Consider the following 22,511-nt stretch of genomic DNA (forward strand, 5'->3'; position numbering starts at 1 on the left):
TCGGTTCCTCGGCACCGGCCGGGGTGTCTACCGCAGCGGTTCGCCCACCTCGTGCATGTGGGCCAGGGCCTGCCGGTAGGACTCGACGAGACCGGTCTCCGCGTACGGCATCCCGATCTCCGCGCAGTGCGCCTTGACGAGAGGTTGCGCCAGGCGCAGGTGGGGGCGGGGCATGCTCGGGAAGAGATGGTGCTCGATCTGGTAGTTGAGGCCGCCGAGGAACCAGTCGGTGAGGAGGGCGCCGCGGACGTTGCGCGAGGTGAGGACCTGGCGCTGCAGGTGGCCCCAGCGGTCGCCGTCCGGGTCGGGCATCTCCATGCCCTTGTGGTTCGGCGCGAACGCCATGCCCAGGTGGAGGCCGAAGATCGCGTGGTGCACGAGGGCGAAGACGACGGCCTTGCCGGGCGACATGACGGTGAGGACCAGCGTCGCGTACAGCGCCAGGTGGCCGGCCAGCAGGAAGCTGGAGAGCGCGCGTTCGCGTACGGGCTGGCGTCGCAGGTACTGGAAACCGTAGATCTTGAGGGCGATGCCTTCGAGGAGCAGCATCGGGAAGAAGAGGCGTGCCTGGTTGCGGGTGAGCCAGCGGGCGAAGCCCTCGCGCTGGGCGGCCTGCTTCTGGGTCCACACCAGGGCGCCGACGCCGACGTCGGGGTCCTTGTCGATGTGGTTGGGGTTGGCGTGGTGGCGGACGTGCTTGTCGTTCCACCAGGCCTCGTTCATCCCGAGGAGCAGGTTGGCGTGCACGAGTCCGATGATCCGGCTCGCCTTGCGGTCGCCGGATATCTGGGCGTGGCCGGCGTCGTGCCCGAAGAAGGCGGTGCGGGTCCACAGGATCGCCAGCGGCAGGGTGAGGAAGAGGTTCCACCAGGTGTCGCCGAGGAGCACCACGCCGGTGATCACCGCGGCGAGGGCCACCAGGTTGGCGGCGATGCCCGCCGCGTACCAGCCGATGCGGCGATCCAGCAGCCCCTGGCCCTTGACGGTCTTGAGGAGTGGGGCGAAATCACTGCCGGAGCCCTGCTGAGCTGTTGGACCCTCCGATCCGTCGCGGGTGTTCTGCGCAACGGTGGCTACAGCCTGGGGCATGACGTCTCCGGTTTCTGGGCATCTGCACTGACCTCGTCAAACGTACGGATCACGGGCCTGTGCCAGCCATGACGCCATCACCCCGGCGTTACGGGGGCAAGCCCCCGTGTCCGGTGGTGGCGCGGGCCGCACCCAAGCCTCAGAAGGCAGAAACACGTGAGGTGGGTCACTGTGCGTTTCTCCCGGAAGGGGCCGTGGGTGGGGTACCCTCGGCGACCCCGGGCCCACTAGTCAAATTTGAGGAATCTGACATCGCTGTGCACAGGCTCCCTGCGGCCACACCCAACGAGATCTCTGAACTGTCCCGCTGCTCCGCAGTCTTCCTCCCCGCGGATCCGGCCCGTACCGGCCTGATCGCGTTCTGGAACCCGGACGGTAGCACCCCGCCCGGCGTTCCCGGGAGTTCGGAGGAGCTGACCGTCGTCGGAAGCGACCTCCGCCCTTGCGGGGTACCGGCGTTGCTCATGCCGGTACGGGACGCGCTGCCGGTACTGACGCGTGCGCGCGCGGGCGCGCACGCGTCCCCCGCGACAGCGTTCTGGGGTTCCGCCGCGGTACTCGCTCTTCAACTGGTGGCACGTGGGCTGCTGCTGCCGGGACTGAGCGCCGCGGACCGCGATGCCTGGCGCGTCGGTCCCCTGACGGCGGACGACCTGGAGCGGATCCAGGTGCTGGCGGCGTCCATGCCGCCCACCGCCCACGCGGTGCCGCTCGACACGGCGGCAGATCCGGTCGTGCTGGCCGCACCGGAACCCCTGCTGCGGTCGTTCCTCGACGCGGTCGCCGACGGGCTGCCGCGCTCCCCCGCCGCCGAGCGCGCTGCGGGCGGTCCCGCGTTCGCCGCCCCGGCCGCGCAGCACCTGCCCGGTCTCCGGCCGTGGGCGGCCGATGTGGCCGCCGGGCACGACGCGGGTGTGCGGCTCTCGCTGCGCGTCGAGGTGTCGGGACTGGACGGTACGGATGACGACGGCACGGCCGGTGGCCCCGCGTTCCGCGCCGTCCTGCAGATCCACAGTGTCCAGGACCCCTCTCTGGTCGCCGACGCCGCGGACGTCTGGGCGGACCGGGCCCCCGCCGCCTCGCTGTTCGGGCCGCGCGCCCGGATGGACGCCCTGCTGGCGCTGCGGCGTGCCGCCCGCGCCTGGCCCCCGCTGACGCCGCTGCTGTCGGCCGCGGTGCCGGACGCGGTCGAGCCGGCCGACGAGGAGATCGCCGAGCTGCTCGGCCCCGCCTCACGCGCCCTCGCCGCGACGGGTATGCAGGTGCACTGGCCCAAGGAGCTGGTCAGGAAGCTCACCGCACGTGCGGTGATCGGCCCGGCCGGCGGGTCCTCCCCGGAGGACGACGGGGGCGGCTCCAAGGGTTCCGGGCGGACCCGGCGGACATCGGAGATGCCGTCCCTGATGTCGTCCGACGCGCTGCTCGCGTTCGACTGGCGGTTCGCACTGGGTGACGACCAGCTGAGCCGGGCGGAGCTCGACCGCCTCGCCGAGGCGGGCAGGCCGCTCGTCAGGCTGCGTGACCAGTGGGTCCTCATCGACCCGGAGGAGACCCGGCGCGCCCGCGAGACCCGGGACCTCAAGGTGACACCCGTCGACGCCCTGAGCGCCGTGCTGACCGGGACCACCGACATCGACGGGCGGCGGGTGGACGTGTCCGCGACGGGCCGGCTGGAAGAGCTGCGGAAGCGGCTCGCCGATCCGGATTCACGGGACCACCAGACGGTCGGCCCGCCGCCCTCGCTCGCGGCGACCCTGCGCGACTACCAGCTGCGCGGGCTGAACTGGCTGCACACCATGACGTCGCTCGGTCTCGGCGGCTGCCTCGCCGACGACATGGGGCTCGGCAAGACCATCACGCTGATCGCGCTGCATCTGCACCGGCAGGGCATCACGTCGGCCGCGGGCCCCACACTCGTGGTGTGCCCCACCTCCCTGATGGGCAACTGGCAGCGGGAGATCGAGAAGTTCGCCCCGGGCACGCCGGTGCGCCGTTTCCACGGCGTGTCCCGTTCGCTGGAGGGCCTGGCGGACGGCGAGTTCGTCCTCACCACGTACGGCACCATGCGCCTCGACGCGGCACGCCTGGCGCGTACGTCCTGGGGCATGGTCGTCGCCGACGAGGCGCAGCACGTCAAGAATCCGTACTCGGCGACCGCGAAGCAGCTGCGCACCATCGGTGCCCGGGCCCGCGTCGCGCTCACCGGTACCCCGGTGGAGAACAACCTCTCCGAGCTCTGGGCGATCCTCGACTGGACGACGCCCGGACTCCTGGGCCGGCTCGGTACGTTCCGCACCCGGTACGCGAGCGCGGTGGAGGGCGGAAACGACCCGGCCGCCGCCGAGCGGCTGGGCGCGCTGGTCCGCCCGTTCCTCCTGCGGCGCCGTAAGTCGGACCCGGGCATCGCCCCGGAGCTGCCGCCGAAGACGGAGACGGACCGCGCGGTGTCGCTCACCGCCGAACAGACGGGTCTGTACGAGGCCGTGGTGCGGGAGACCCTCGCCGAGATCTCGGGCGCGGACGGATTCGCGCGCCGCGGACTGGTGGTGAAGCTGCTGACGGCGCTCAAGCAGATCTGCAACCACCCGGCGCAGTACCTCAAGGAGGAGCAGCCCCGGATCGTGGACCGGTCGGGGAAGGTGGAGCTGCTGGACGAGCTGCTCGACACGATTCTGGCCGAGGGCGCGAGTGTGCTGGTGTTCACCCAGTACGTACGGATGGCGCGGCTGCTGGAGCGGCATCTGGCGGCGCGCGGGGTGCGCACCGAGTTCCTGCACGGCGGCACACCGGTGGCCGAGCGGGAGGCCATGGTGAACCGTTTCCAGGCGGGCGAGGCGCCGGTGTTCCTGCTGTCGCTCAAGGCGGCGGGGACAGGCCTCAACCTCACCCGGGCCGGTCACGTGGTGCACTTCGACCGCTGGTGGAACCCGGCCGTGGAGGCGCAGGCCACCGACCGTGCGTACCGGATCGGTCAGACGCAGCCGGTGCAGGTGCACCGGCTGATCGCCGAGGGCACCGTCGAGGACCGGATCGCCGACATGCTGGCCCGTAAACAGGGGCTCGCGGACGCGGTGCTCGGCGGGGGCGAGAGCGCACTGACGGAACTGACCGATGCGGAACTGGCCGACCTGGTCGAGCTTCGAGGGGGCGCACGATGAACGACGGTCACGAGCCGGAGCGTACGTTTGCCGCTCTGCCGCCCGCACGGGGCCGCGGCTTCGCCTCGTCCTGGTGGGGGCAGGCATGGCTGAAGGCACTGGAGGACTCCGCCCTGGACGGTGAGCAGCTGAGGAAGGGCCGGAAGCTGGCCAGGGAGGGCAGGGTCGGAGCGGTCTCCGTACGGCCCGGCCGGATCACCGCGGTCGTGCAGGACCGCGACTCGACGGCGTACCGCAGCGATGTGCTGCTCCAGCGGCTGGACGAGGAGGACTGGGAGCGCTTCCTGGACATGGCGTCCGAACGGGCCGGACACATCGCCGCGTTGCTGGACCGTGAGATGCCGCCGCACCTGGTGGAGGACGCGGCTGCCGCCGGGGTCGATCTGCTGCCGGGGATCGGTGATCTGGAGCCCGAGTGCGGCTGCGAGGCGTGGGACCACTGCCCGCATTCGGGGGCCCTGTGCTACCAGGTGGCACGTCTGCTGGACCAGGACCCGTTCGTCCTGCTGCTGTTGCGCGGCAGGGACGAGCGGCGGCTTCTCGACGAGCTCCAGGTGCGCAGCGCGACGCGTGCCGTCCGTGGGACGCGCCGGCCGGCCGGGCGGGGCGCGGAGCCGGCCGGCCGCCCGCGCGGGGTGCGGGCCGACGAGGCGTTCGCGGGTCGGGGCCTCCTGCCGCCCCTGCCCCCGCTGCCGCCGCTGCCCGCGGAGCCCGGCCTTCCGCCGTCGCTGGACGTGGAGACGCACCCGGGGGCGGGCGTCGATCCCGCGGCGCTGGAGGTCCTGGCCGCCGACGCTGCCGTGCGGGCCTTCGCGATGCTGGCGGACGCCCTCGCCGACGGGCACGAACGCCAGCCTGCGGCAGCCGCGCTGACCCCGGGGCAGGATGCCGTGCGGCTGGCCGCCGCCACCCGCCCGGAGGCACGGATCACGCTGCGTCTCGCCACGGCTGCGGGGCGGCGTCCGGCCGGGCTCGAAGACGCGGTACGGGCCTGGCGCTACGGCGGGACCGCCGGTCTCGCGGTGTACGACGAGGAGTGGCAGCCCGGCGCGGAGGAGCTCGCACGGGCGCGGGCACAGCTGGCCGCGGCCTGGGAGGAGCACGAGCGCCCGCACCTGCGCTCCGCTCAGAACCGCTGGACCGTGGTGGGCTCCGACGCACAGCTGCGGTACGGGCGGGACGGACGGTGGTGGCCGTACCGCAAGGAGCGCGGCCGATGGGTGCCGGCCGGGCCGGCGAACGCCGATCCGGCGGGTGCGCTGGCCTGCGCGTTGCCGGAGGCCTGAGCGCTTCGGAGGACCTGGGCGCCGACGCCGGCGTGAGCACCGCCCCGTTCGTCACCTGCTGCCCCCACGTTCAACTCGATGTCACCACATGGTGAGCGTGGGGGCAGAGCCTTGCCACCGTTCCCCGAGTCCGTGCCATCAGGAGGCCCCATGTCCGCGCGCGTCGTCCGTCGTTCCCTTGCCGTCGGGCTGCCGCTGGCCCTGCTCTCCACGGTCTGTGTGGCGGCCACCGCGTCCGGTTCCCAGGACCGCAACGGGACGGCCGGCCGTCCGGAGCCCACAGCACGGGTCACCGGCAGTGCGGTGCTCGGCGATGTCCCGCTGGCCGGATTCAGCAACGCCCTGCTGCCGGGTTCGGTCTCCGAGGACCGGGGCGTGATGCTGGGCGGCATCGGCAGCGACATCTACCCGGCGGGCCGCAGGGGCGAGTTCTGGACGGTGACGGACCGCGGCCCCAACGGCCAGGTCAAGGTCGACGGCAAGAAGCGCCGCACCTTCCCCGTGCCGGGCTTCGATCCCGCGATCGTCAGGATCCGCGTCGACGGCGAGCGGATCGAGGTGCTGAACTCCCTGCCGTTGACGACGCGTTCCGGCACCGCGGTGACGGGTCTGCCCAACCAGGAGAGCCGCGACGAGGCCCCGTACACCTATGACGCGCGGACCCCGCTCGCGTACGACCCGAACGGGCTCGACACCGAGGGCATCGTGCGCGCGGCGGACGGATCGTTCTGGCTGGTCGACGAGTACGGTCCGTCGCTCGTCCACGTGTCCTCGCGGGGCCGGGTCCTGACGCGGTACGTCCCGGAGGGTCTGGAGCTGAAGGGCGCCGGCTACCGGGTCGTCGAGGCGCTGCCGGGTGTGCTGCTGCACCGCAAGGTCAACCGCGGCTTCGAGGGGCTGGCCCTGCTGCCGGGCGGCGATCTGGTCCTCGCGGTGCAGAGTCCTCTGTCGCTCCCGGACGAGGACGCGGGCGAGGCGTCGCGCAACGTCCGCTTCCTGCGCTTCTCCACGAAGAGGCAGCAGGTGACCGCGGAGTACGCGTATCGCTTCGACCCGGTGGAGGTCGTCGACCCCGGTGAGGACGACACCTCCGAGCTGAAGATCTCCTCGGTGGTCGCGATCGGCCGCGACAGCCTGCTGGTGGAGGAGCGCACCGACAAGTCGGCCCGGCTGCACCGGGTGACGCTGCCCGGCGGCTCCGGCATCCTGGGATCGGTGTGGGACGACCCGGCCACCTCGCCCGCGTACGAGGAACTGGAGGACCCGTCGGCGTCCGGGGTCCGGGTGCTGCGCAAGAGCCTGGTCGTCGACCTCGGCAGGATCGCGGGCGTGCCCGGCAAGATCGAGGGCGTGGCGGTGACGGGCCGGAACACCCTGGCGCTCATCAACGACAACGACTTCGGGATGACGGACGGTGCGGAGGCTTTCGACACGAACGGCCGCCTGGTGGACAGCGGCATCGAGACGTCGGTGACCCTGCTGAAGCTGCCCCGCCCCGTGATCGGCTGACCCGTCGCGGGACACGCGATCGCCGGACACACCTCCCGTTCTGTGCCCGGCGATCGTGCGTAGCGCCCGGCGCCCCCGTCCTCTCGGGACCGCGCCTTCCACCGCGTGCGGCGCAGCCCGTTAAGGTGAGGCGGTTACCCGGCCGCACACGGGACGATGCGGGGGTGCGGACGTAGTCCGCACTCCAGGAGAGTCGATGCAGCGCAGAAGGATCCTGCAGGGCGCCGCGGCCACCGCCACCGTGCCTCTTCTTCCGGCCTCGGCCCGCGCCGTGGCCTCCTCCACGGCCCGGACGGACTATCCGTCGGCCCGCTGGGCGGCGGCGTCCCCGTCCAACTGGACCGGATCGAAGCGTCCTTCGGCGTACCCGATCGACCTCGTGATCCTCCACGTCGCCCAGCAGACGTTCACCGAGACGGTCGACATCTTCCGGAATCCGGCCAAGCAGGTATCCGCCCACTACGTGGTGCGCTCGGGGGACGGCTTCGTGGCCCAGTGCGTGCGCGAGGAGCACATCGCCTGGCACGCGGGGAACTGGGACTACAACACCCGCAGCATCGGCATCGAGCACGAGGGCTGGGTGGACGAGCCCGCGTACTTCACCCCCACCATGTACGAGCGGTCGGCCCGGCTCACCGCGAGCATCTGTGACCGCTATGGCCTGCCCAAGGACCGCGCCCACGTCATCGGTCACCACGAAGTCCCGGGAAGCGACCACACCGACCCCGGGGTGAACTGGGACTGGGCGCGCTACCTACGCCTCGTGAACCGGTACTGAGCCGCGGGCGCCCGGGCCGACGGCGATGCGCTGCGCCGCTTCAGCCGGCCGGACCCGCGTTCCCGCCCGGGTCCCGCACCGGAGCCGGCTCGCCCGGGGCGCCGCCCTCCGGTACGTCTTCTCCGGGGGCCGTCCCGTCCGTCGGCGGCGTTGTCGCTGCGCCGCGCAGACGTTCCAGGTCGCCTGCGCGTACCTGGATGACCAGCAGGGCGATCAGCGCGGCGACGACGGCCATGACGGCTGCGACGACGAACGCACTGGACACTCCCGAGGCAAGCACCTGGTCGCCCCAGGGGGCGGGGAGTTCGCCCGTCCTGCGGAACTGCGACTGCTGGGCAGGGGTCGCCTCGGCCAGGAAGCGCGGCACCTGGTCGGTGGCTTCGTTGCGGCTGGCCGTACCGAAGACCGTGACGAGAATGGACAGGCCCAGCGATCCGCCCACCTGCTGGGTGGCGTTGAGGACCCCGGACGCGGCCCCCGCCTCCCGGGGTGCGACTCCGGAGACCGCCATCAGCGTCAGCGACACGAACTGCATGCCCATGCCGAAGCCGAAGACCAGCATGGGGCCCAGGATGCTCCCCAGGTAGGTGCTGTGGACGTCGGTGAGCGTGAGCCAGCCGAGTCCCGCCGCCGCCAGGATCGCGCCCACCACCATGAAGGGCTTCGGCCCCCACCTGGGCAGCAGCTGCGAGGCGATTCCCGCACTGATCGCGATGACCACGCTCACGGGGAGGAAGGCGAGACCGGCCCGCAGCGGACTGAAGTCCAGGACGTTCTGCACGAAGAGCGTCAGGAAGAAGAACATGCCGAACATCGCGGCCGCCAGGCTCAGCATCATTCCGTAGGTGCCGGCGCGATTGCGGTCGCGGAACATCTTCAAGGGGGTGATGGGCTGCTTCGACCGGCTCTCGACGGCAAGGAACAGTGCCAGGAACACCAGGGCCGCCAGGAACGAACCGATGGTCAGGCTGTCGCTCCAGCCGTCCTCCGACGCACGGATGAAGCCGTAGACGAGCAGCACCATACCGATGGTGGACGTGAGCGCACCGAGGATGTCGAAGTGACCCGGGTGGCGTGGGGACTCCTTGATGTACCGGGGCGTCGCGACGGCGATCAGCAGCCCGATGGGCACGTTGACGAAGAGGACCCATCGCCAGTCGAGCCACTCCACCAGGACTCCGCCCGCGAGCAGTCCGATCGCACTGCCGCCCGCGGAGACGGCGGCGAACACCCCGAACGCCCGGTTCCGCTCGGGGCCTTCGCGGAAGGTCGTGGTGATGAGCGAGAGCGCGGTCGGGGAGGCGATCGCACCTCCGACACCCTGCAGGGCGCGTGCGGCGAGCAACTGCCAGGATTCCTGGGAGAGTCCACCAAGCAGCGAGGCGAACACGAAGAGGAGGACGCCGAAGACGAAGACTCTTCGGCGCCCGAGGATGTCACCCAGCCGCCCGCCGAGCAGGAGCAGTCCGCCGAAGGTCAGCGTGTAGGCGTTGATCACCCACGACAGGCTCTCGGTCGAGAAGCCCAGCGAGGTCTGGATGTGCGGAAGCGCGATGTTCACGATGGTGATGTCGAGGACCACCATCAGCTGGCACGAGGCGATGACGAGAAGGGCGATGCCCTTGCCGTCGCCCCGCTGCGGGGATTCGGCAAGTGTCGAGGTCTTCGCCGGTGATTCCGTCATTGCGGTACTGCGATTCGAGCCGTTCGTTCGCCCCGCGGGTGAGCGGAAGCGTTCACCCGTCGACCGTAGGCCGAACGGGCGTTCCTCGCCAATCGAACCCGCCGGCCCCGTTCAGCACCCGTCGACCGGGCGGCGCGGACCCCGCCGGACGGCGGGATCCGCGCGTGGGTTCCCACCGGGCAGGGGGACCCGGCGGGAGGGGCGTCAGACGAAGTTCACGTCACTGCACAGGAAGTACGTCTGGTCCATGTGCGAGGCCTGCCAGATGGTATAGACCACATGACGGCCACTGAGGCCGGAGGTGCTCACCGGAATCTCGTAGTTCTGACTGGGGGCGTAGCGGCCGGTCTCCGCGACCAGCCGGAGGTCACCCCACGTCAGCCGCTCGGTGGCGGGGTCGAAGCCCTCTTCGGTGACGTAGACCTGGAAGTAGTCGGCGCCGTGGCTGGCCTGGTCGTACAGCTTCACGGTGAAGTCGCCGCCGATGTCCGTGGTCTTCCAGGCACCCACCGTGTCGAGGGAGTTGTAGCGGCCGCCCTCGGTCCGGCCTCCGCTGCACAGCTGGCCGTCGGGCACGGCTGCCGGGAAGTTGCCGCCGGAGCCGTTGCGGTACAGCCCGTTCCAGTTCCACATGGCATTCGGGTCGGCCTGCCACGCCTGCCAGCACATGGGGTCTTCCTGCGCCATGGCCGGGTTCTGGAAGTCGCTGCCCCAGCGCAGCCAGCAGCCGTAGTTGCGGGAGGCCGGGTCGACGACGGAGCCATGGGCGCTCGCCGTGCCTGTCCACGGCAGCAGACAGAGCAGGGATGCCACGAGCACACCGCCCAGGCGCAGCACCATGTCACGTAACTTGAGGTGATCATGACAATTCATGCGACGATCTCCACCTTCGGAAGTGGGGGGACCAACCGGCGTGGGAGCGCTCCCGCGCCACAGGGCCTCTGCCCTGTGGCGCGGGGTCCGAAACCCCTCGGGACTCGCCGGCGAGCGTTCACCAGTAGTGCTTGCGGCCGCCGACCGCACGGCCGACGGAACCCAGGAGCCACAGAACGAGCCCGATCACCAGCAGGATGATGCCGATGGTCCACAGAACGCCGAGGCCGGTCACCAGTCCGACGACGAGGAGAATTGCCCCAATGATGATCATCGTTTTCTCCGATCGCACGGCCACACGGAAGTGGTAGCACTTCCGAGCATATGCCTGCGGTGGTCCCACCGCAGGCCATGCCCTGTCACTCCCGATGCGCCTTACACCCACAGGCGGCGTATACAGGGAGAGGGGCCATTCCTACGATTTTCCCCGTAGACCTGCGCAACAGGGAGAAGGGCACCATGAAGGCACTCACCTGGCAAGGAAAGCGCGACGTACGCATCGAGACAGTGCCCGATCCGAAGATCATCGATCCCACGGACATCGTCGTGCGCATCACCTCCACGGGTATCTGCGGATCGGATCTGCATTTGTACGAGGTGCTCGGCCCTTATCTGGATGCCGGAGACATTCTCGGCCATGAACCGATGGGAATCGTCGAGGAGATCGGCCCCGCGGTCACCGCGGTTTCGGTCGGCGACCGGGTCGTGGTCCCTTTCAACGTTTCGTGCGGCACCTGCTGGATGTGCGAGCGGGGCCTGCATTCGCAGTGCGAGACCACACAGGTACGGAAACACGGCACGGGGGCCTCACTCTTCGGGTTCTCCAAGCTGTACGGGCAGATACCGGGCGGCCAGGCGGAACTGCTCCGTGTCCCCTTCGGTAACACCTTGCCCGTGAAAGTGCCCCACGGCCCTCCGGACGACCGCTTCGTCTACCTGTCGGACGTGCTGCCCACCGCCTGGCAGGCGGTCGCGTACGCCGATCTGCCGCCGGGCGGAAGCCTGACGGTCCTCGGCCTGGGTCCGATCGGTGACATGGCTACGCGGATCGCCCTGCACCAGGGCGTGGAGCAGGTCATCGGCGTGGACCTGGTGCCGGAGCGGCTGGCCAGGTCGCGCGCACGCGGCGTCACCGCGCTGGACCTGAGGGAGCACGGCAACGTGGCGGACGAGATCCGCCGCCTCACTCACGGACGCGGCACGGACGCGGTCATCGAGGCCGTCGGCATGGAGGCGCACGGAGCCCCCTTCGCCAGGGGGGCCCAGCGGATCACCACACGGTTGCCCGACGCGTTGGGCGCCAAGGTCATGGAGCATGCCGGCCTCGACAGCATGGCCGCCTTCAAGACGGCCGTCGATGCCGTGCGCCGCGGCGGGACCGTCTCCGTCGTCGGTGTCTACGGAGGTGTGATCGATCCCGTACCGATGCTGACCCTGTTCGACAAGCAGGTCCAGCTGCGCATGGGCCAGGCCAATGTCAGGCACTGGGTGGACGACATCCTCCCGCTGCTCGAGGATTCCGACCCGCTGGGCGTCGACGGATTCGCCACTCACCGGCTGCCGTTGGCGGAGGGGCCGCAGGCATACCGCACCTTCCAGGAGAAGCGGGACGGGATGGTCAAGACCCTCCTGACCGTCTGAGCCCCGTCAGCTACGCGGCAACAGGGTCCCCAGCGGCCCCAGGTCGAGGTTGAGGTCCTCGGGGCGCACGCCGTGCTGCTCGCACAGTTCCGTCATGCGCTGGTCGAGCAGCATGAGCGTGGTCCCGATCTCGTCGACCTGCTGATCGGTGAGGTCCCCCTGATCGATGCGGCGCATGGCCTGGCGCTCCATGAGCTGTCTCAGCAGTTCCACCACGGTCAGCACGAGAGAAACGAGGTCGTGCCCGAGCTGGTCCGCGTCCACGTCGACCCGGGAGGCGGTCACAGCGGACCTCCGTCGGCCCATGGGGACGGGATCCGCTCATTGACGGACGACAGCAGGGCGTGCAGCGACAGCCGGACGAGCGGGACGTCCGCGATCGCGATCACCAGGTCGCCGCTGATCACCACACCGGTGGCGAGTACCCGGTCCAGCAGGTCGACGAGCGGCACGCCGATGGGGCCGGTCAGCGGCTCGGGATTGTTCCAGGGCACGACGTCGTGCGACATCCGCTACACCTCGCCGACGAAGGAGTACGGAACCCAGGGCCCCGACAGCTCGATCCGCGCGCCGGTGGTGGCCTGCAGCATCCTGGTCAGCGTCTCCAGCTCGCCCGACCGGCGTTCCGCGACCAGATAGGTGGCGTTGAGGACCTGGACCCCGTGTTCGCCGGCCGGATCAGGGCCGTGCGGCCGCAGCCTGCGGGCCGCCGCTGCCACCTTCTGGAATTCCGCGTCCACCGTTTCCGCCATGCGGAGGGCCTCTTCCTGTCGCTGTTCACGCCGGGCCTGCATCCCCCGTTTGCGATCCAGGTACGCAAGGCCCGCTCCGGGTGCCGGACGGGTCCGGTTGTCAGCGGGCACGGCCGGGGGGCGCTGAGTGGTACTCCCTTCCGCTGCGGGGCGTCGGGCGTCCTGAGCGGGGCGTTCCGCCGCGTAGACCTTGACCCCCCACTCCGAGTGCTCCGCGACGCGCGCGAGCGCGGCACGGAAACGTCCGGCCTCGCCGGTGAGCGTCAGCCGGGCCCGTTCCTCGTCGTGGTACAGGGTGGCCAGCGGCAACGGAACGGTGGGGCAGGCCGCTGCGGCTGCCGTGACGACGTGGTGGTGCGCCCGTGCGTAGCGTTCCAGCTCACGCGTGTCGGACAGGCGCGCCTGCCATGCTTCGTCGGCGAAGTCGGCGGCGCGAACGGTCTGGACGACGGCCGTCAGCTCCGCGAACGGCAGGGTGCGTACCGCTGCGTCCGCTGCGACGCCCGGCAGCCCCGCGACCGCGACCCGAGCCGGGGCCCCGCACACAGCGAATACGTAGATGGCGTTGCCGTCCGAAGGATCGGCTCCCGACTCCGTCATGTGCCTCGGTTCTCCTTTTCAGTGCCTGGCAACTGCCTCTTGCCCCGCCGGAAGTTCGTCCATCTGCGACTCGAGCGCCTCCAGGCGTTCCCGGAGTTCGCGGTTCTCGTCCTGGAGCGCATTGCGGGCGGCGTGCGAGCTCAGCGCCGGATCCGTCTCCCACCAGTCGATCCCAGCCTTCTTCGCGGTATCCACGGACGCCACGAACAGTCGGAGCCGGATGGTGAGCAACTCGATGTCCAGCAGGTCGATCTTGATGTCGCCGGCGATGACGATGCCCTTGTCGAGCACGCGTTCCAGGATGTCGGCGAGGTTGGTCGTCTGAGGTCCGGGAACCTGGTACCCGCCCTGCACGAGGTCCGCGTCAGTCACGGCCGCGCCTCCGGCCTCGGTGCTTCTTGGGCGCGGGGGCCTCTTCCTCTTCCTCTTCCTCCTCCTCGGGCTCCTCTTCCTCTTCCTCCTCCTCGTCGGGCTCCTCTTCCTCTTCCTCTTCCTCGTCGGGCTCCTCTTCCTCTTCCTCCTCCTCGGGCTCCTTGTCCTCTTCCTCCTCGGGCTCCTCTTCCTCTTCCTCTTCCTCTTCCTCGTCGGGCTCCTCGTCCTCTTCCTCCTCCGGCTCCTCCTCTTCCTCGCCTTCCTCGGGCTCCTCCTCGTCCCCCTCTTGCTCCTCGGCCTCTTCCTCCTCGGGCCCCTCCTCCGACTCCGCTTCCTCCCGTTCCATGGCGTCTTCGTGGCTCTCCACGACTTCGCCGTCGCGGATCTCACCGCGCCAGCCCTCGGGCTCTTCCTCGGTGAGCGTGACGTACCGCTGGAAGTGCTTGAAGTCCAGCCGCATACGGCGCCCCTGGGCGCGCCACAGGTTGCCTGTCTTCTCGAAGAAGCCTGAGGGGTAGTACTCCACGACCAGGACGATCCGCGTCAGGGTCGGAGCGATTTCATGGAAGCTGACAGCACCTCGGGTGCTGCCTTTCGCGCCTTCCGAGGTCCAGACGATGCGGTCGTCCGGCACCTGTTCCTGGACGGTCGCCTTGAAGCTCCGGGAGGACGGGCCGATCTTGACCTTCCAGTCGCTGGTCATCTCGTCACTCTTCGAGACGTCGCGCACGCCCTTGGCGAAGCTGCTGAACCGGTCGTACTGCGTCCAGTAGTCATACGCGTCCCGTAGCGACACGCCCACATCGAGGACCTCGATGATGCTCGTGATCTTGCTGCCGCTGGACTTGCGCTTGCTCTTTCCTCCGCCGAAGGCTGCCTTGGCCTTGTCCACGACGTTGTCCTTGACGCCTTTGGCCTTCTCCGAGACGAACGCCTTCAGCGGCGATTCACCTTGCAGGACCCGGGAGCCGATCGCGGGGAGTGAGCCCCCGTTCTCGGCCATGTTCGTGAGCTGCCCCGTGACGTCGGTCAGCTTGTCGCCGGCCTTTCCCGCAAGTTTCTCCACCTGTGCGCTGAGAAAGTTCGACGCCTCTTCGCGGAGCCGGTCCATACCCGACTCCGGGGCCTCCGGTTCGTCCTTGTCTGTCTTGGCCATGACCGACTACCTCCGCCGTTCGGTGCGCTTGGACGCGGCTCGCTTCGATGACGTCGCCTTCTTGGCCGGGGCCTTCTTGGCCGAGGACTTCTTTGCAGGGGCGGTCTTCTTGGCCGAGGACTTCTTGGCAGGAGCCGCCTTCTTCGCAGCCTTCGTCCCAGCAACGGCCTTCTTCGCCGGGGACGCTTTCTTCGCGGCGGTCTTCTTCGCCGGAGCCGACTTCTTCGCGGCGGTCTTCTTCGCCGGAGCCGACTTCTTGGCAGCAGTTCCCTTCGAGGGCGTCCGCTTGGCCGAAGCCTTCTTCGCCGGAGCCTTCTTCGCCGCCGACTCCTTGGCAGGAGCCTTCCCGGACGGCTGTCGCGAGCCGCGGGCCCTGCTCGACTTCGGCTCCTCCGGTTCTTCCGGTTCTTCCGGTTCCTCTTCGTCCTCTTCTTCTTCGGCGCTCTCGTACTCGTCCGGCTCTTCCTCCTCTTCCTCCTCTTCCTCGTATTCCCCCTCGGGCTCTTCCTCCTCTTCCTCGTCCTCGTGCTCGCCCTCCTCCTCCGGCTCCTCCTCGTACTCCTCCTCTTCCTCGCCCTCTTCCTCGCCCCGGTCCGTGAGCCGGGCCGTACGGTCGCTGAGCGCATCGGCGAGCGAGCTCATGCCGCGGTCCGCGGCGGCCGTCAGGGCCTTCCGGCCCGATTCGAGGACATCGCCCTTCAACTGCTCCTGCAGCTCGGCGAACTGGGGAACCTCCCCCAGCCTGCGCATCCCTTCGGCGGCGAGCTGGCGCGGTTCCAGACCGAAACGTCTGCCCGCCAGATACGTCGCGATGGTGATCGCCATCCGGCCCTTCTTCGTGCGGCCGAGCACATACCCTCCGACGACCGCGGCCGCCAGAGTCACCTTCGTCTGGTCTTCCATGAGTCAGTCACCTTCGATCGTTCTGCACGGAGCGGACCCGAGCGACGTGCAGCCGTTCGAGCAGCTCTTCCTCTTCCCGTTCGAATTCCTCCGGGCTGACGTTGCCGTCCTCGAGCTCCTGGTTAAGCGCGGCCAGTTGGGCCCGGAGCACACCGGGGTCGTGCATCTCGCGGTCAGCCGCGTCGTTGACCTTCTCCGCCACCCAGATCACTCCGCGGACCGGTGCGAGGGGGAGCAGGAGGATCCCGCTGATCAGCCCCATCTCAGATCCCCGCCGCCGGTGTCCGGGCGGGTTGAGGAGACACGAAGCTGTAGCAGGGCAGCGGTCCGGCGATGCGGAGTTCGACCTGGGTCCGGTGGGTGTCCGCGAACGACTGCGCCTCCCTCCGGAAGCGGTCGCTGTCATGCCGGTCGATGAGGAACGACACGTTCAGCGCGCATCCGTGGACCTCCGGCCCGGCTGCCACCGCCCTGGCCATGGGCGTCAGCGTGCGCAGGATCTTCTTGCCGGCGTCCGCGGCCCTGCGCGAGAGGGCGGTGGCGATGGCCTCCCCCAGCCGGACACTCGCCTCGTATCCGGGGCGCCGACGCACTTCGTCCCGGAGCCTCCGTACCTGGCTCTCCTCGGCCACGACCGCCGCGAGTGCGTCCTGGGCCGGAAGGGCCTTGAGGTTGATCTCGACGCCGTCGGTGAGGTGCCGCAAGGAGGCAAGGTGGCCTTGCCTCGATCCGGCCAGCTCGCGGCGCACCGTGTCCTCGTCCGCCGCGATCATTCCGAAGCGCATGGGGAGCACGGGGCCGATGTCCGAGAGCCTCATCAGCAGGTCCTGGTGGGCCATGAGGTCCCGCCGCCGTGCGCGGAGCTGCGGAGGCGCATCGCTCACCACAGCGGTGACCGGTCCTTCGTCGATCAGCCGCAGTGCGGCCGGCGGGCTCCCCACACCGACAGCCTCCCGTGGGAGTGGTTCGCCCGTCGGGACGATCGCGTAGACGTACACACCGGTGGGTGTCACGCTCATGCCTCCGCGCGACGTCGTCGGCTCGCACCGTCACGTGCGGGCGCGCGGCGCTTCCTGGGTCGCTCGTGCTGCTCCTCCTGGTCGTCCGACTCCTCGTCACCACCACCGCCCACCGCCTTGCGGACGCTGTCTCCGACGGACTCCGCGGCCTTGCGTACCTTGCGCTTGCCGACGGACTTGGCCGCACTCGCGCCGAACAGCTCGGGAACGGTCCTGCTGCCCGAGTCGCGCTCCAGGTCCAGGCGGTTGCAGGCCTCGGCGAACCGCAGGTAGGTGTCCACACTCGCGACGACGATGCGTGCGTCTATCTTGAGGATCTCGATACCGACCAGCGAGACCCGGACGAACACATCGATGACCATGCCCCGGTCGAGGATGAGTTCGAGAACGTCGTAGAGAGTTCCGGCACGCGGCGGGCATACGGCGACTTCGTCGGCGTACATGGTGGTCATGGAGTTTCCTTCCGGCTGATGGGGCAACACGGGTCACTCGTCGGCGGCGCCCCGTCGGTACCGGCGGACCCTGTAGTACTCCAGGACCTCGCCGTCCTCGTCCAACTGCACCTCGTAGGAGGCGAGCAGACTCGTCGTGTCGGGAATGCGCTGGACCTCCAGCACGTCCACCACGACGGACCATCCGCCCTCGCTACGCCGCACCGAGGACACCCCCTCCGAGGGGTGGCCGATGAGACGCTCCAAGCTCTGACAGGCAGCACGGGCGGCGTGCTCAAGGCCTCGTCGGGACGAAGGGCGCGAGGCTGTCGCCTTTTTCGCGTGCCCGGCACGGGTGCGTTGTTTCTCTGCCATGGGATCCAGTCTGCTGACAGCGGGGCTCCGCGCATCTTGGGCGGCGAGCGGGGAAGGAGCTGTTCTCACCCCTTCGGCCCGCCGGCAGTACGAAGGCGGCGGAACGGGGGGCACAGTCGTAGTCATGCGTGAGACACATGAGGAGAGCGGGCCCGATGACGGACACCTGCGCCCGCCGGACGTCGGGGACACCACCGTGGAGGCCCTCGGGGCGTTGACGGAAGCGCTGGAGACGGTGGAGCGGGCGCGGGGCCGCCTCTACGACTTCCATCAGCTGACGGGTGGCGCGGACCTCACCCTGGGCCGGGCGGTGGAATTGCTCCGGACGGCCGGTCACGCGGGCCACGCCGATCTGGTGGAGCGCGAGATCCTGGGCCGCAACGTCATCCCGGGCTGCTGGACCTATCAGGTCGTCGAGGCCTACGACACGACCTACTACCGGCCGTTCGTGGAGGTGGAGGCGCGTGTGCGGCGGGATCTCGCGGCCGGGCGGCAGCACCTGTACGAGGCCGAGATGAAGGAGGCCCGCCGTACCCAGGGGCACCCCGACCACACCGCCGGGCCATGACCGTGGAGGCGTCCTCGGCCTTGCGGCGGATCGCGTTCCTGTTGGAGCGCTCCCAGGCGGCCACCTACCGGGTGAAGGCCTTCCGTACGGCCGCCGAAGCGGTCGCCGCCATGAGCGGGCGCGAACTCGCGGACCGGGTGGCGCAGGGCTCCCTGGAGTCGGTGCGGGGAATCGGCCCCCGGACGGCGGATGTGATCCGGGAGTCGCTGACCGGTGTGACGCCCGGATACCTGGAGCGGCTGGAGGAAGAAGCTTCGGAGCCACTCGCCCAGGGAGGTGAAACGTTGCTGGCGGCCCTGCGCGGCGACTGTCATACGCACTCCGACTGGTCCGACGGCGGGAGTCCGATCGAGGAGATGGGCAGGGCGGCGGCGGCACTGGGCCACGAGTGGACCGTGCTCACCGACCACTCCCCCAGGCTGACCGTGGCCAACGGGCTGTCTCCGGAGCGCCTTCGCCGTCAGCTGGACGAGGTGGCGGAGCTGAACGAGCGGTGGGCACCCTTCCGTCTGCTCACCGGCATCGAGTGCGACATCCTGCCGGACGGTTCCCTCGACCAGGAACCCGAGCTGCTGGGACGTCTGGACGTGGTGGTCGTCTCCGTCCACTCGAAACTGCGCATGGGCGCGGCCGCGATGACGAAGCGGCTGGTCACGGCCGTGCGTGATCCGCACGCGGATGTGCTCGGGCACTGCACGGGGCGTCTCGTGGGCGGGCGGACCCGCCCGGAGTCGGAGTTCGACGCCGACGAGGTCTTCGCAGCGTGTGCGGAGGCGGGGACGGCGGTCGAGATCAACTGCAGGCCCGAACGGCTCGACCCCCCACGCCGCCTGCTCAGGCGGGCGGTCGCCGCCGGGGTCCTCTTCTCCATCGACACGGACGCCCACGCGCCGGGTCAGCTGGACTGGCAGATCTACGGCTGTGCGCGGGCGGAGGAGTGCGGGGTCGCGGCCGACCGTGTCATCACCTCCTGGACCGCGGACCGGCTGTTGGAGTGGATCCGGGGAAAGGCGGCCGACTGACCGAGGCGTCATTCCACGGTGGCGGTGGCGGGGCTCGCTTCCGGCGTTGCGACCCGGACCGCGATCAGGGCCACGTCGTCCGTACCGGCTGCCGCGAGTCCGCTGAGCAGCTCGTCGCAGAAGGTCTCCAAGGGCTCGCGCGCCAGCGCTGCCGCGTGCTGGCGCAGTCGGGCCAGGCCCCGGTCCAGCGTTTCGTCACGGCGCTCGACGAGCCCGTCGGTGTAGAGCAGGACGGTCGACTTCGGGGGGAGCGGCTCCGTGTCGTCCGGGCGGTGCTCGTCCGGGTCGACGCCCAGCATCATGCTCCGGCCGCCTTCGAGGAAGCGGGTGGCGCCGTCCCAGGTCACCAGGAGCGGTGCGGGGTGGCCGGCCACGGCGTAGTGCAGCTGCCAGGGCCCGTCGGGGGCCGGCTTCTGGACGAGGGCGTAGATGCAGGTCAGCGTCTGGTGGGGGTAGAGGATGTGGGTGGCCGCGTCGAGTCGCGCCAGGATCTTGCCGGGCGGCTCCTTGCGGTCGCAGGCGATGCCCCGCAGCATGTTGCGCATCTGACTCATGGTCACCGCGGAGCGCAGGTCGTGGCCGGCCACGTCTCCGATGATCAGCGCGGTGGCGCCTTCGGCCAGCAGGAACGCGTCGTACCAGTCGCCGCCGACCTGGGCCGTGGCGACAGCCGACTGGTAGCGGGCGGCGAGCTCCACGGGTCCCTCGGTCGGCAGGTCGGGCAGGAGCGAGCGTTGCAGGCGTTCGGCGGTGTGCTGGGCCTCGAAGTGCAGGCGTGAGTTGTCGACGGCCAGGGCGATCCTGTGGACGAGGTCCTCGACAAGGGGCAGCACGTCCTCGTCGAGCCGGGCCTCGCTCGTGGTCCGTGCGAGGGTGATGACGCCGAGCACCTGACGGCGTGCCCGCAGCGGAGCGACCACGGCGGTGTCGGCGGTCATGCGGTCGAAGAGTTCGAGCTCGCGCGCGTGCAGTGGGTCGGCGGCACGGTGCGGCGGGAGGAAATCCGTCAGCAGTATCGGGCCGGCCCCCTGCAGGGCCCGTACCGCGGCTGCGGCGGAGCCCTCGATGGGCGGGAGGAATCCCTCGTACAGGCCGGGCGAGAGCCGGTCGGCGTCGCGGTGCTCGACGACGATCCTGCGCAGGCGGCCCCGGCGGTCCAGCAGGTCCACGGCACACCAGTCGGCGAGCCCCGGCACGAGGGTGTGGCACAGCCGGCGCAGGCCGGTCTCCTCGTCGAGGGTGCTGGCCAGCGCCTCCGCGGCGTTGATCAGCAGCGTCAGCCGGTCCAGCGCGTGCTGGACCTTCTGGTCCACCTCGTACGCGTCGTCACCGTCCGGCGGATCACCACGGGGGTGATCCGGGTCAGCGCACATGAGTGCTCCTTCGAGCGGGACGGGTATTTCCCGGCCCCTTCATCGATTGTCTGCCTGGCCGCCGGGCCCGGCACATGCCGGAAGGCCGCGGCAGGACCTCCGGCGTACAGTCGATCACGATGCCTGTGTGGTTTCCGTGGATGACGGGGCAGGAGGCACCCATGTCCGATCAACGCACTGGCCCTTCTCTTCCGCGGGCGCGCGGCCCGATGTCGGCCGGCGTGGTCGGCCATCTGCGCGGTGACGCGCCTCTGCCGGACCCCGGCTCCGCCGGGGACACCGATCCGTACGGTGACGATCTGCATCTGGCGCTGTACGTCTGTTACGAACTGCACTACCGGGGTTTCGCCGGCGTCCGACCGGAGCTGGAGTGGGATCCGGATCTACTCACCGTGCGCGCCGAGATGGAGGAACGTTTCCTCGCCGCTCTGCGGTCCGATGCCACGGAATCGGCGGACCTGGACGACGTACTGGCCGGTCTGCTGGTGGAACCGGTCCACGGGACCGGGCTCTCATGGTTCCTGCAGGACCGGGGCGAACTGCGGCATCTGCGCGCCTACGCGGTGCAGCGCTCGCTCTACCACCTCAAGGAGGCCGACCCGCACGCCTGGGTGCTGCCGCGGCTGACCGGACGGGCCAAGGCAGGCATGGCGGCGATCGAGTACGACGAGTTCGGAGGTGGACGCGCGGACCGCGTCCACGCCCGGCTGTTCGCCGGCCTCATGACCGATCTGGGCCTCGACAGCACGTACGGCCGCTATCTGGACGACGGCTGCGCGGAGATGCTGGCGCTGGTGAACCTGATGTCGCTCTTCGGACTGCACCGCCGGCTGCGCGGGGCGCTGGTGGGGCATTTCGCCGCTGTCGAGATCACCTCCTCACCCGCGTCCCGGCGGCTGGCCCGTGCGATGAAGCGGACGGGTGCGGGGCCGGCGGCGGAGTTCTTCTACACGGAGCACGTCGAGGCCGACGCGGTCCACGAGCAGGTGGTGCGCCGTGACGTCATCGGCGGGCTGCTCGACGACGAACCGGAGCTGGCGGCCGACATCGCCTTCGGGATCACCGCGACCACCTGTCTGGAGGATCGGCTCGGGGACCGGCTGCTGACGGACTGGCAGACCTGATCCAGCCGGACGCCGTCCCGTCGGCACGGACACGCGGCGTCGCGGAGGCGGATCCACCGAATCGGAGCCACCGAGTCGTTTCACGAAATCGAGGAGTCCTCTATGTCCGCAGAACTGACCCGGGAACGCGCCCGGCCGCCCCGGCTGCTGACGCTCCCCGGCGTGTACGCGCCGCAGCATGACACCCGTCTCCTCATGGCTGCCCTGGACCGGGAGGAGGTCGGCCCCGGCGCGGACGTCCTGGACCTCGGAACGGGCAGCGGTGCGCTCGCCCTGCACGCGGCGCGGCTGGGGGCGCGGGTGACGGCCGTGGACATCGCGCGGCGGGCCGTGATGACCGCACGGCTGAACGCGCTGCTGCACCGCCATCGCATCACCGTGCAGCGCAGCGACCTCCTGTCCGCACTGCCCGGCAGATGCTACGACCTGCTGATCTGCAATCCGCCGTACGTGCCGTCCCCGATCGGCCGGCTGCCGGGGCACGGTGCCGCGCGGGCCTGGGACGCCGGGTGCGACGGGCGTGCGGTCCTCGACCGTGTATGCGCCGCGGCTCCGGCCGCGCTGCGTCCCGGGGGCCTGCTGCTGATGGTCCACTCCGGCCTGTGTGACAGCGACGCGACCGTGCGCCGTCTGTCGGAGGCCGGTCTGGACGCGCGCGTGAGCGACCGCGCCCGCGTACCCCTCGGGCCCGTGCTGCGGTCCAGACTCCGATGGCTGAGGGAGTCGGGCCTGGTGGGCCGGAGCGACACGACCGAGGAACTGGTGGTCATCCGTGCCGAACGCCCCTGAACGTCCCCG

At 70.2% G+C, this 22,511-nt stretch carries 23 protein-coding genes and 1 pseudogene; 9 read left to right on the forward strand and 15 right to left on the reverse strand.

Annotated elements, in window-relative coordinates; all coding sequences use genetic code 11:
* Nucleotides 1-30: 30 nt before the first annotated feature.
* Nucleotides 31-1,089 (reverse strand): annotated as a pseudogene (locus AB0F38_RS13365) (acyl-CoA desaturase); the annotation flags it as partial.
* A 257-nt stretch (nt 1,090-1,346) separates the two neighbouring features.
* Between AB0F38_RS13365 and AB0F38_RS13370 the strand changes: the two are divergent.
* The 4 genes from AB0F38_RS13370 to AB0F38_RS13385 all read left to right on the forward strand — a co-directional run bounded on the left by AB0F38_RS13370 (nt 1,347) and on the right by AB0F38_RS13385 (nt 7,820).
* Nucleotides 1,347-4,247: a DEAD/DEAH box helicase gene (locus AB0F38_RS13370; protein WP_361891205.1), complete on the forward strand. Its 2,901-nt coding sequence runs from the start codon at nt 1,347-1,349 to the stop codon at nt 4,245-4,247.
* A complete protein-coding gene (locus AB0F38_RS13375; protein WP_361891207.1) occupies nt 4,244-5,533 on the forward strand; it encodes an SWF or SNF family helicase in 1,290 nt (429 codons plus the stop codon). Before AB0F38_RS13370 ends, AB0F38_RS13375 begins: the two co-directional genes overlap by 4 nt.
* Before the next feature lie 150 nt (nt 5,534-5,683).
* Nucleotides 5,684-7,042 (forward strand): esterase-like activity of phytase family protein, encoded by a 1,359-nt coding sequence (locus tag AB0F38_RS13380; RefSeq protein ID WP_361891209.1) that lies wholly within the window; start codon nt 5,684-5,686, stop codon nt 7,040-7,042.
* Between the two features lie 196 nt (nt 7,043-7,238).
* On the forward strand, nt 7,239-7,820 hold the full coding sequence (locus tag AB0F38_RS13385; protein ID WP_361891212.1) for an N-acetylmuramoyl-L-alanine amidase: 582 nt from the start codon (nt 7,239-7,241) through the stop codon (nt 7,818-7,820).
* 40 nt (nt 7,821-7,860) lie between these two features.
* On the opposite strand, the gene AB0F38_RS13390 is transcribed toward AB0F38_RS13385, so the two are convergent.
* The 3 genes from AB0F38_RS13390 to AB0F38_RS13400 form a co-directional block, all read right to left on the reverse strand.
* Nucleotides 7,861-9,504: an MFS transporter gene (locus tag AB0F38_RS13390; RefSeq protein WP_361891215.1), complete on the reverse strand. Its 1,644-nt coding sequence runs from the start codon at nt 9,502-9,504 to the stop codon at nt 7,861-7,863.
* A 204-nt stretch (nt 9,505-9,708) separates the two neighbouring features.
* Nucleotides 9,709-10,377, reverse strand: coding sequence for a lytic polysaccharide monooxygenase (locus tag AB0F38_RS13395; protein ID WP_361891218.1), 669 nt, complete (start codon nt 10,375-10,377; stop codon nt 9,709-9,711).
* A gap of 118 nt (nt 10,378-10,495) precedes the next feature.
* Entirely contained in the window at nt 10,496-10,651 is a 156-nt protein-coding gene (locus tag AB0F38_RS13400) for a DUF6131 family protein (protein WP_361891221.1), read from the reverse strand.
* A 185-nt stretch (nt 10,652-10,836) separates the two neighbouring features.
* Here AB0F38_RS13400 and AB0F38_RS13405 point away from each other — a divergent pair, with 185 nt between their 5' ends.
* Nucleotides 10,837-12,018 (forward strand): alcohol dehydrogenase catalytic domain-containing protein, encoded by a 1,182-nt coding sequence (locus tag AB0F38_RS13405; protein WP_361891224.1) that lies wholly within the window; start codon nt 10,837-10,839, stop codon nt 12,016-12,018.
* A 6-nt stretch (nt 12,019-12,024) separates the two neighbouring features.
* Here the strand turns inward: AB0F38_RS13405 and AB0F38_RS13410 are convergent, their stop codons facing one another.
* From AB0F38_RS13410 to AB0F38_RS13455, 10 genes are read right to left on the reverse strand one after another with little or no spacing between them, the layout of a single operon-like run.
* Nucleotides 12,025-12,303: a gas vesicle protein K gene (locus tag AB0F38_RS13410; RefSeq protein WP_361891227.1), complete on the reverse strand. Its 279-nt coding sequence runs from the start codon at nt 12,301-12,303 to the stop codon at nt 12,025-12,027.
* Nucleotides 12,300-12,527 carry a gas vesicle protein gene (locus tag AB0F38_RS13415; protein WP_361891229.1) on the reverse strand — a complete coding sequence of 76 codons (228 nt, stop codon included), beginning with the start codon at nt 12,525-12,527 and terminating at the stop codon, nt 12,300-12,302. Before AB0F38_RS13415 ends, AB0F38_RS13410 begins: the two co-directional genes overlap by 4 nt.
* Before the next feature lie 3 nt (nt 12,528-12,530).
* Nucleotides 12,531-13,370: a GvpL/GvpF family gas vesicle protein gene (locus AB0F38_RS13420; protein ID WP_361891232.1), complete on the reverse strand. Its 840-nt coding sequence runs from the start codon at nt 13,368-13,370 to the stop codon at nt 12,531-12,533.
* A gap of 18 nt (nt 13,371-13,388) precedes the next feature.
* Nucleotides 13,389-13,742: a gas vesicle protein gene (locus AB0F38_RS13425; protein ID WP_361891235.1), complete on the reverse strand. Its 354-nt coding sequence runs from the start codon at nt 13,740-13,742 to the stop codon at nt 13,389-13,391.
* On the reverse strand, nt 13,735-14,898 hold the full coding sequence (locus tag AB0F38_RS13430; RefSeq protein ID WP_361891238.1) for an SRPBCC family protein: 1,164 nt from the start codon (nt 14,896-14,898) through the stop codon (nt 13,735-13,737). Before AB0F38_RS13430 ends, AB0F38_RS13425 begins: the two co-directional genes overlap by 8 nt.
* Nucleotides 14,899-14,904: 6 nt before the next feature.
* Entirely contained in the window at nt 14,905-15,801 is an 897-nt protein-coding gene (locus AB0F38_RS13435; protein ID WP_361891241.1) for a histone protein, read from the reverse strand.
* Nucleotides 15,802-15,808: 7 nt separating this feature from the next.
* The gene (locus tag AB0F38_RS13440) at nt 15,809-16,063 is read right to left on the reverse strand and encodes a gas vesicle protein GvpG (protein ID WP_361891244.1); all 255 of its coding nucleotides are present in this window, start codon (nt 16,061-16,063) and stop codon (nt 15,809-15,811) included.
* A gap of 1 nt (nt 16,064) precedes the next feature.
* Nucleotides 16,065-16,814 (reverse strand): GvpL/GvpF family gas vesicle protein, encoded by a 750-nt coding sequence (locus AB0F38_RS13445; RefSeq protein WP_361891529.1) that lies wholly within the window; start codon nt 16,812-16,814, stop codon nt 16,065-16,067.
* A 2-nt stretch (nt 16,815-16,816) separates the two neighbouring features.
* Nucleotides 16,817-17,272, reverse strand: a complete 456-nt coding sequence (locus AB0F38_RS13450; RefSeq protein ID WP_361891246.1) for a gas vesicle structural protein GvpA — start codon at nt 17,270-17,272, stop codon at nt 16,817-16,819.
* A 33-nt stretch (nt 17,273-17,305) separates the two neighbouring features.
* Complete coding sequence (locus AB0F38_RS13455; protein ID WP_361891249.1) at nt 17,306-17,626, reverse strand: gas vesicle protein; 321 nt, start codon at nt 17,624-17,626, stop codon at nt 17,306-17,308.
* A gap of 124 nt (nt 17,627-17,750) precedes the next feature.
* Between AB0F38_RS13455 and AB0F38_RS13460 the strand changes: the two genes are divergently transcribed.
* Entirely contained in the window at nt 17,751-18,194 is a 444-nt protein-coding gene (locus AB0F38_RS13460) for a hypothetical protein (protein ID WP_361891252.1), read from the forward strand.
* Nucleotides 18,195-18,196: 2 nt separating this feature from the next.
* Entirely contained in the window at nt 18,197-19,216 is a 1,020-nt protein-coding gene (locus tag AB0F38_RS13465; RefSeq protein WP_361891532.1) for a PHP domain-containing protein, read from the forward strand.
* Nucleotides 19,217-19,224: 8 nt separating this feature from the next.
* Here the strand turns inward: AB0F38_RS13465 and AB0F38_RS13470 are convergent, their stop codons facing one another.
* A complete protein-coding gene (locus tag AB0F38_RS13470) occupies nt 19,225-20,589 on the reverse strand; it encodes a GAF domain-containing SpoIIE family protein phosphatase (RefSeq protein WP_361891255.1) in 1,365 nt (454 codons plus the stop codon).
* 161 nt (nt 20,590-20,750) lie between these two features.
* On the opposite strand from AB0F38_RS13470, the gene AB0F38_RS13475 reads away from it, so the two are divergent.
* Entirely contained in the window at nt 20,751-21,713 is a 963-nt protein-coding gene (locus tag AB0F38_RS13475) for an iron-containing redox enzyme family protein (protein WP_361891257.1), read from the forward strand.
* Between the two features lie 102 nt (nt 21,714-21,815).
* A complete protein-coding gene (locus tag AB0F38_RS13480; protein WP_361891260.1) occupies nt 21,816-22,502 on the forward strand; it encodes a HemK2/MTQ2 family protein methyltransferase in 687 nt (228 codons plus the stop codon).
* Nucleotides 22,503-22,511 lie beyond the last annotated feature (9 nt).

It is taken from the genome of Streptomyces sp. NPDC025273 (genome assembly GCF_040638585.1).
GTDB classification, from domain to species: Bacteria; Actinomycetota; Actinomycetes; order Streptomycetales; family Streptomycetaceae; genus Streptomyces; species Streptomyces cinereorectus.

Coding starts and splice junctions, on each gene's coding strand:
- AB0F38_RS13400 (WP_361891221.1), bottom strand. CDS start 10,651: ATGATCATCATTGGGGCAATTCTCCTCGTCGTCGGACTGGTGACCGGC.
- AB0F38_RS13430 (WP_361891238.1), bottom strand. CDS start 14,898: ATGGCCAAGACAGACAAGGACGAACCGGAGGCCCCGGAGTCGGGTATG.
- AB0F38_RS13395 (WP_361891218.1), bottom strand. CDS start 10,377: ATGAATTGTCATGATCACCTCAAGTTACGTGACATGGTGCTGCGCCTG.
- AB0F38_RS13385 (WP_361891212.1), top strand. CDS start 7,239: ATGCAGCGCAGAAGGATCCTGCAGGGCGCCGCGGCCACCGCCACCGTG.
- AB0F38_RS13475 (WP_361891257.1), top strand. CDS start 20,751: ATGTCCGATCAACGCACTGGCCCTTCTCTTCCGCGGGCGCGCGGCCCG.
- AB0F38_RS13435 (WP_361891241.1), bottom strand. CDS start 15,801: ATGGAAGACCAGACGAAGGTGACTCTGGCGGCCGCGGTCGTCGGAGGG.
- AB0F38_RS13480 (WP_361891260.1), top strand. CDS start 21,816: ATGTCCGCAGAACTGACCCGGGAACGCGCCCGGCCGCCCCGGCTGCTG.
- AB0F38_RS13380 (WP_361891209.1), top strand. CDS start 5,684: ATGTCCGCGCGCGTCGTCCGTCGTTCCCTTGCCGTCGGGCTGCCGCTG.
- AB0F38_RS13470 (WP_361891255.1), bottom strand. CDS start 20,589: ATGTGCGCTGACCCGGATCACCCCCGTGGTGATCCGCCGGACGGTGAC.
- AB0F38_RS13440 (WP_361891244.1), bottom strand. CDS start 16,063: ATGGGGCTGATCAGCGGGATCCTCCTGCTCCCCCTCGCACCGGTCCGC.
- AB0F38_RS13455 (WP_361891249.1), bottom strand. CDS start 17,626: ATGGCAGAGAAACAACGCACCCGTGCCGGGCACGCGAAAAAGGCGACA.
- AB0F38_RS13415 (WP_361891229.1), bottom strand. CDS start 12,527: ATGTCGCACGACGTCGTGCCCTGGAACAATCCCGAGCCGCTGACCGGC.
- AB0F38_RS13375 (WP_361891207.1), top strand. CDS start 4,244: ATGAACGACGGTCACGAGCCGGAGCGTACGTTTGCCGCTCTGCCGCCC.
- AB0F38_RS13420 (WP_361891232.1), bottom strand. CDS start 13,370: ATGACGGAGTCGGGAGCCGATCCTTCGGACGGCAACGCCATCTACGTA.
- AB0F38_RS13405 (WP_361891224.1), top strand. CDS start 10,837: ATGAAGGCACTCACCTGGCAAGGAAAGCGCGACGTACGCATCGAGACA.
- AB0F38_RS13450 (WP_361891246.1), bottom strand. CDS start 17,272: ATGACCACCATGTACGCCGACGAAGTCGCCGTATGCCCGCCGCGTGCC.
- AB0F38_RS13390 (WP_361891215.1), bottom strand. CDS start 9,504: ATGACGGAATCACCGGCGAAGACCTCGACACTTGCCGAATCCCCGCAG.
- AB0F38_RS13460 (WP_361891252.1), top strand. CDS start 17,751: ATGCGTGAGACACATGAGGAGAGCGGGCCCGATGACGGACACCTGCGC.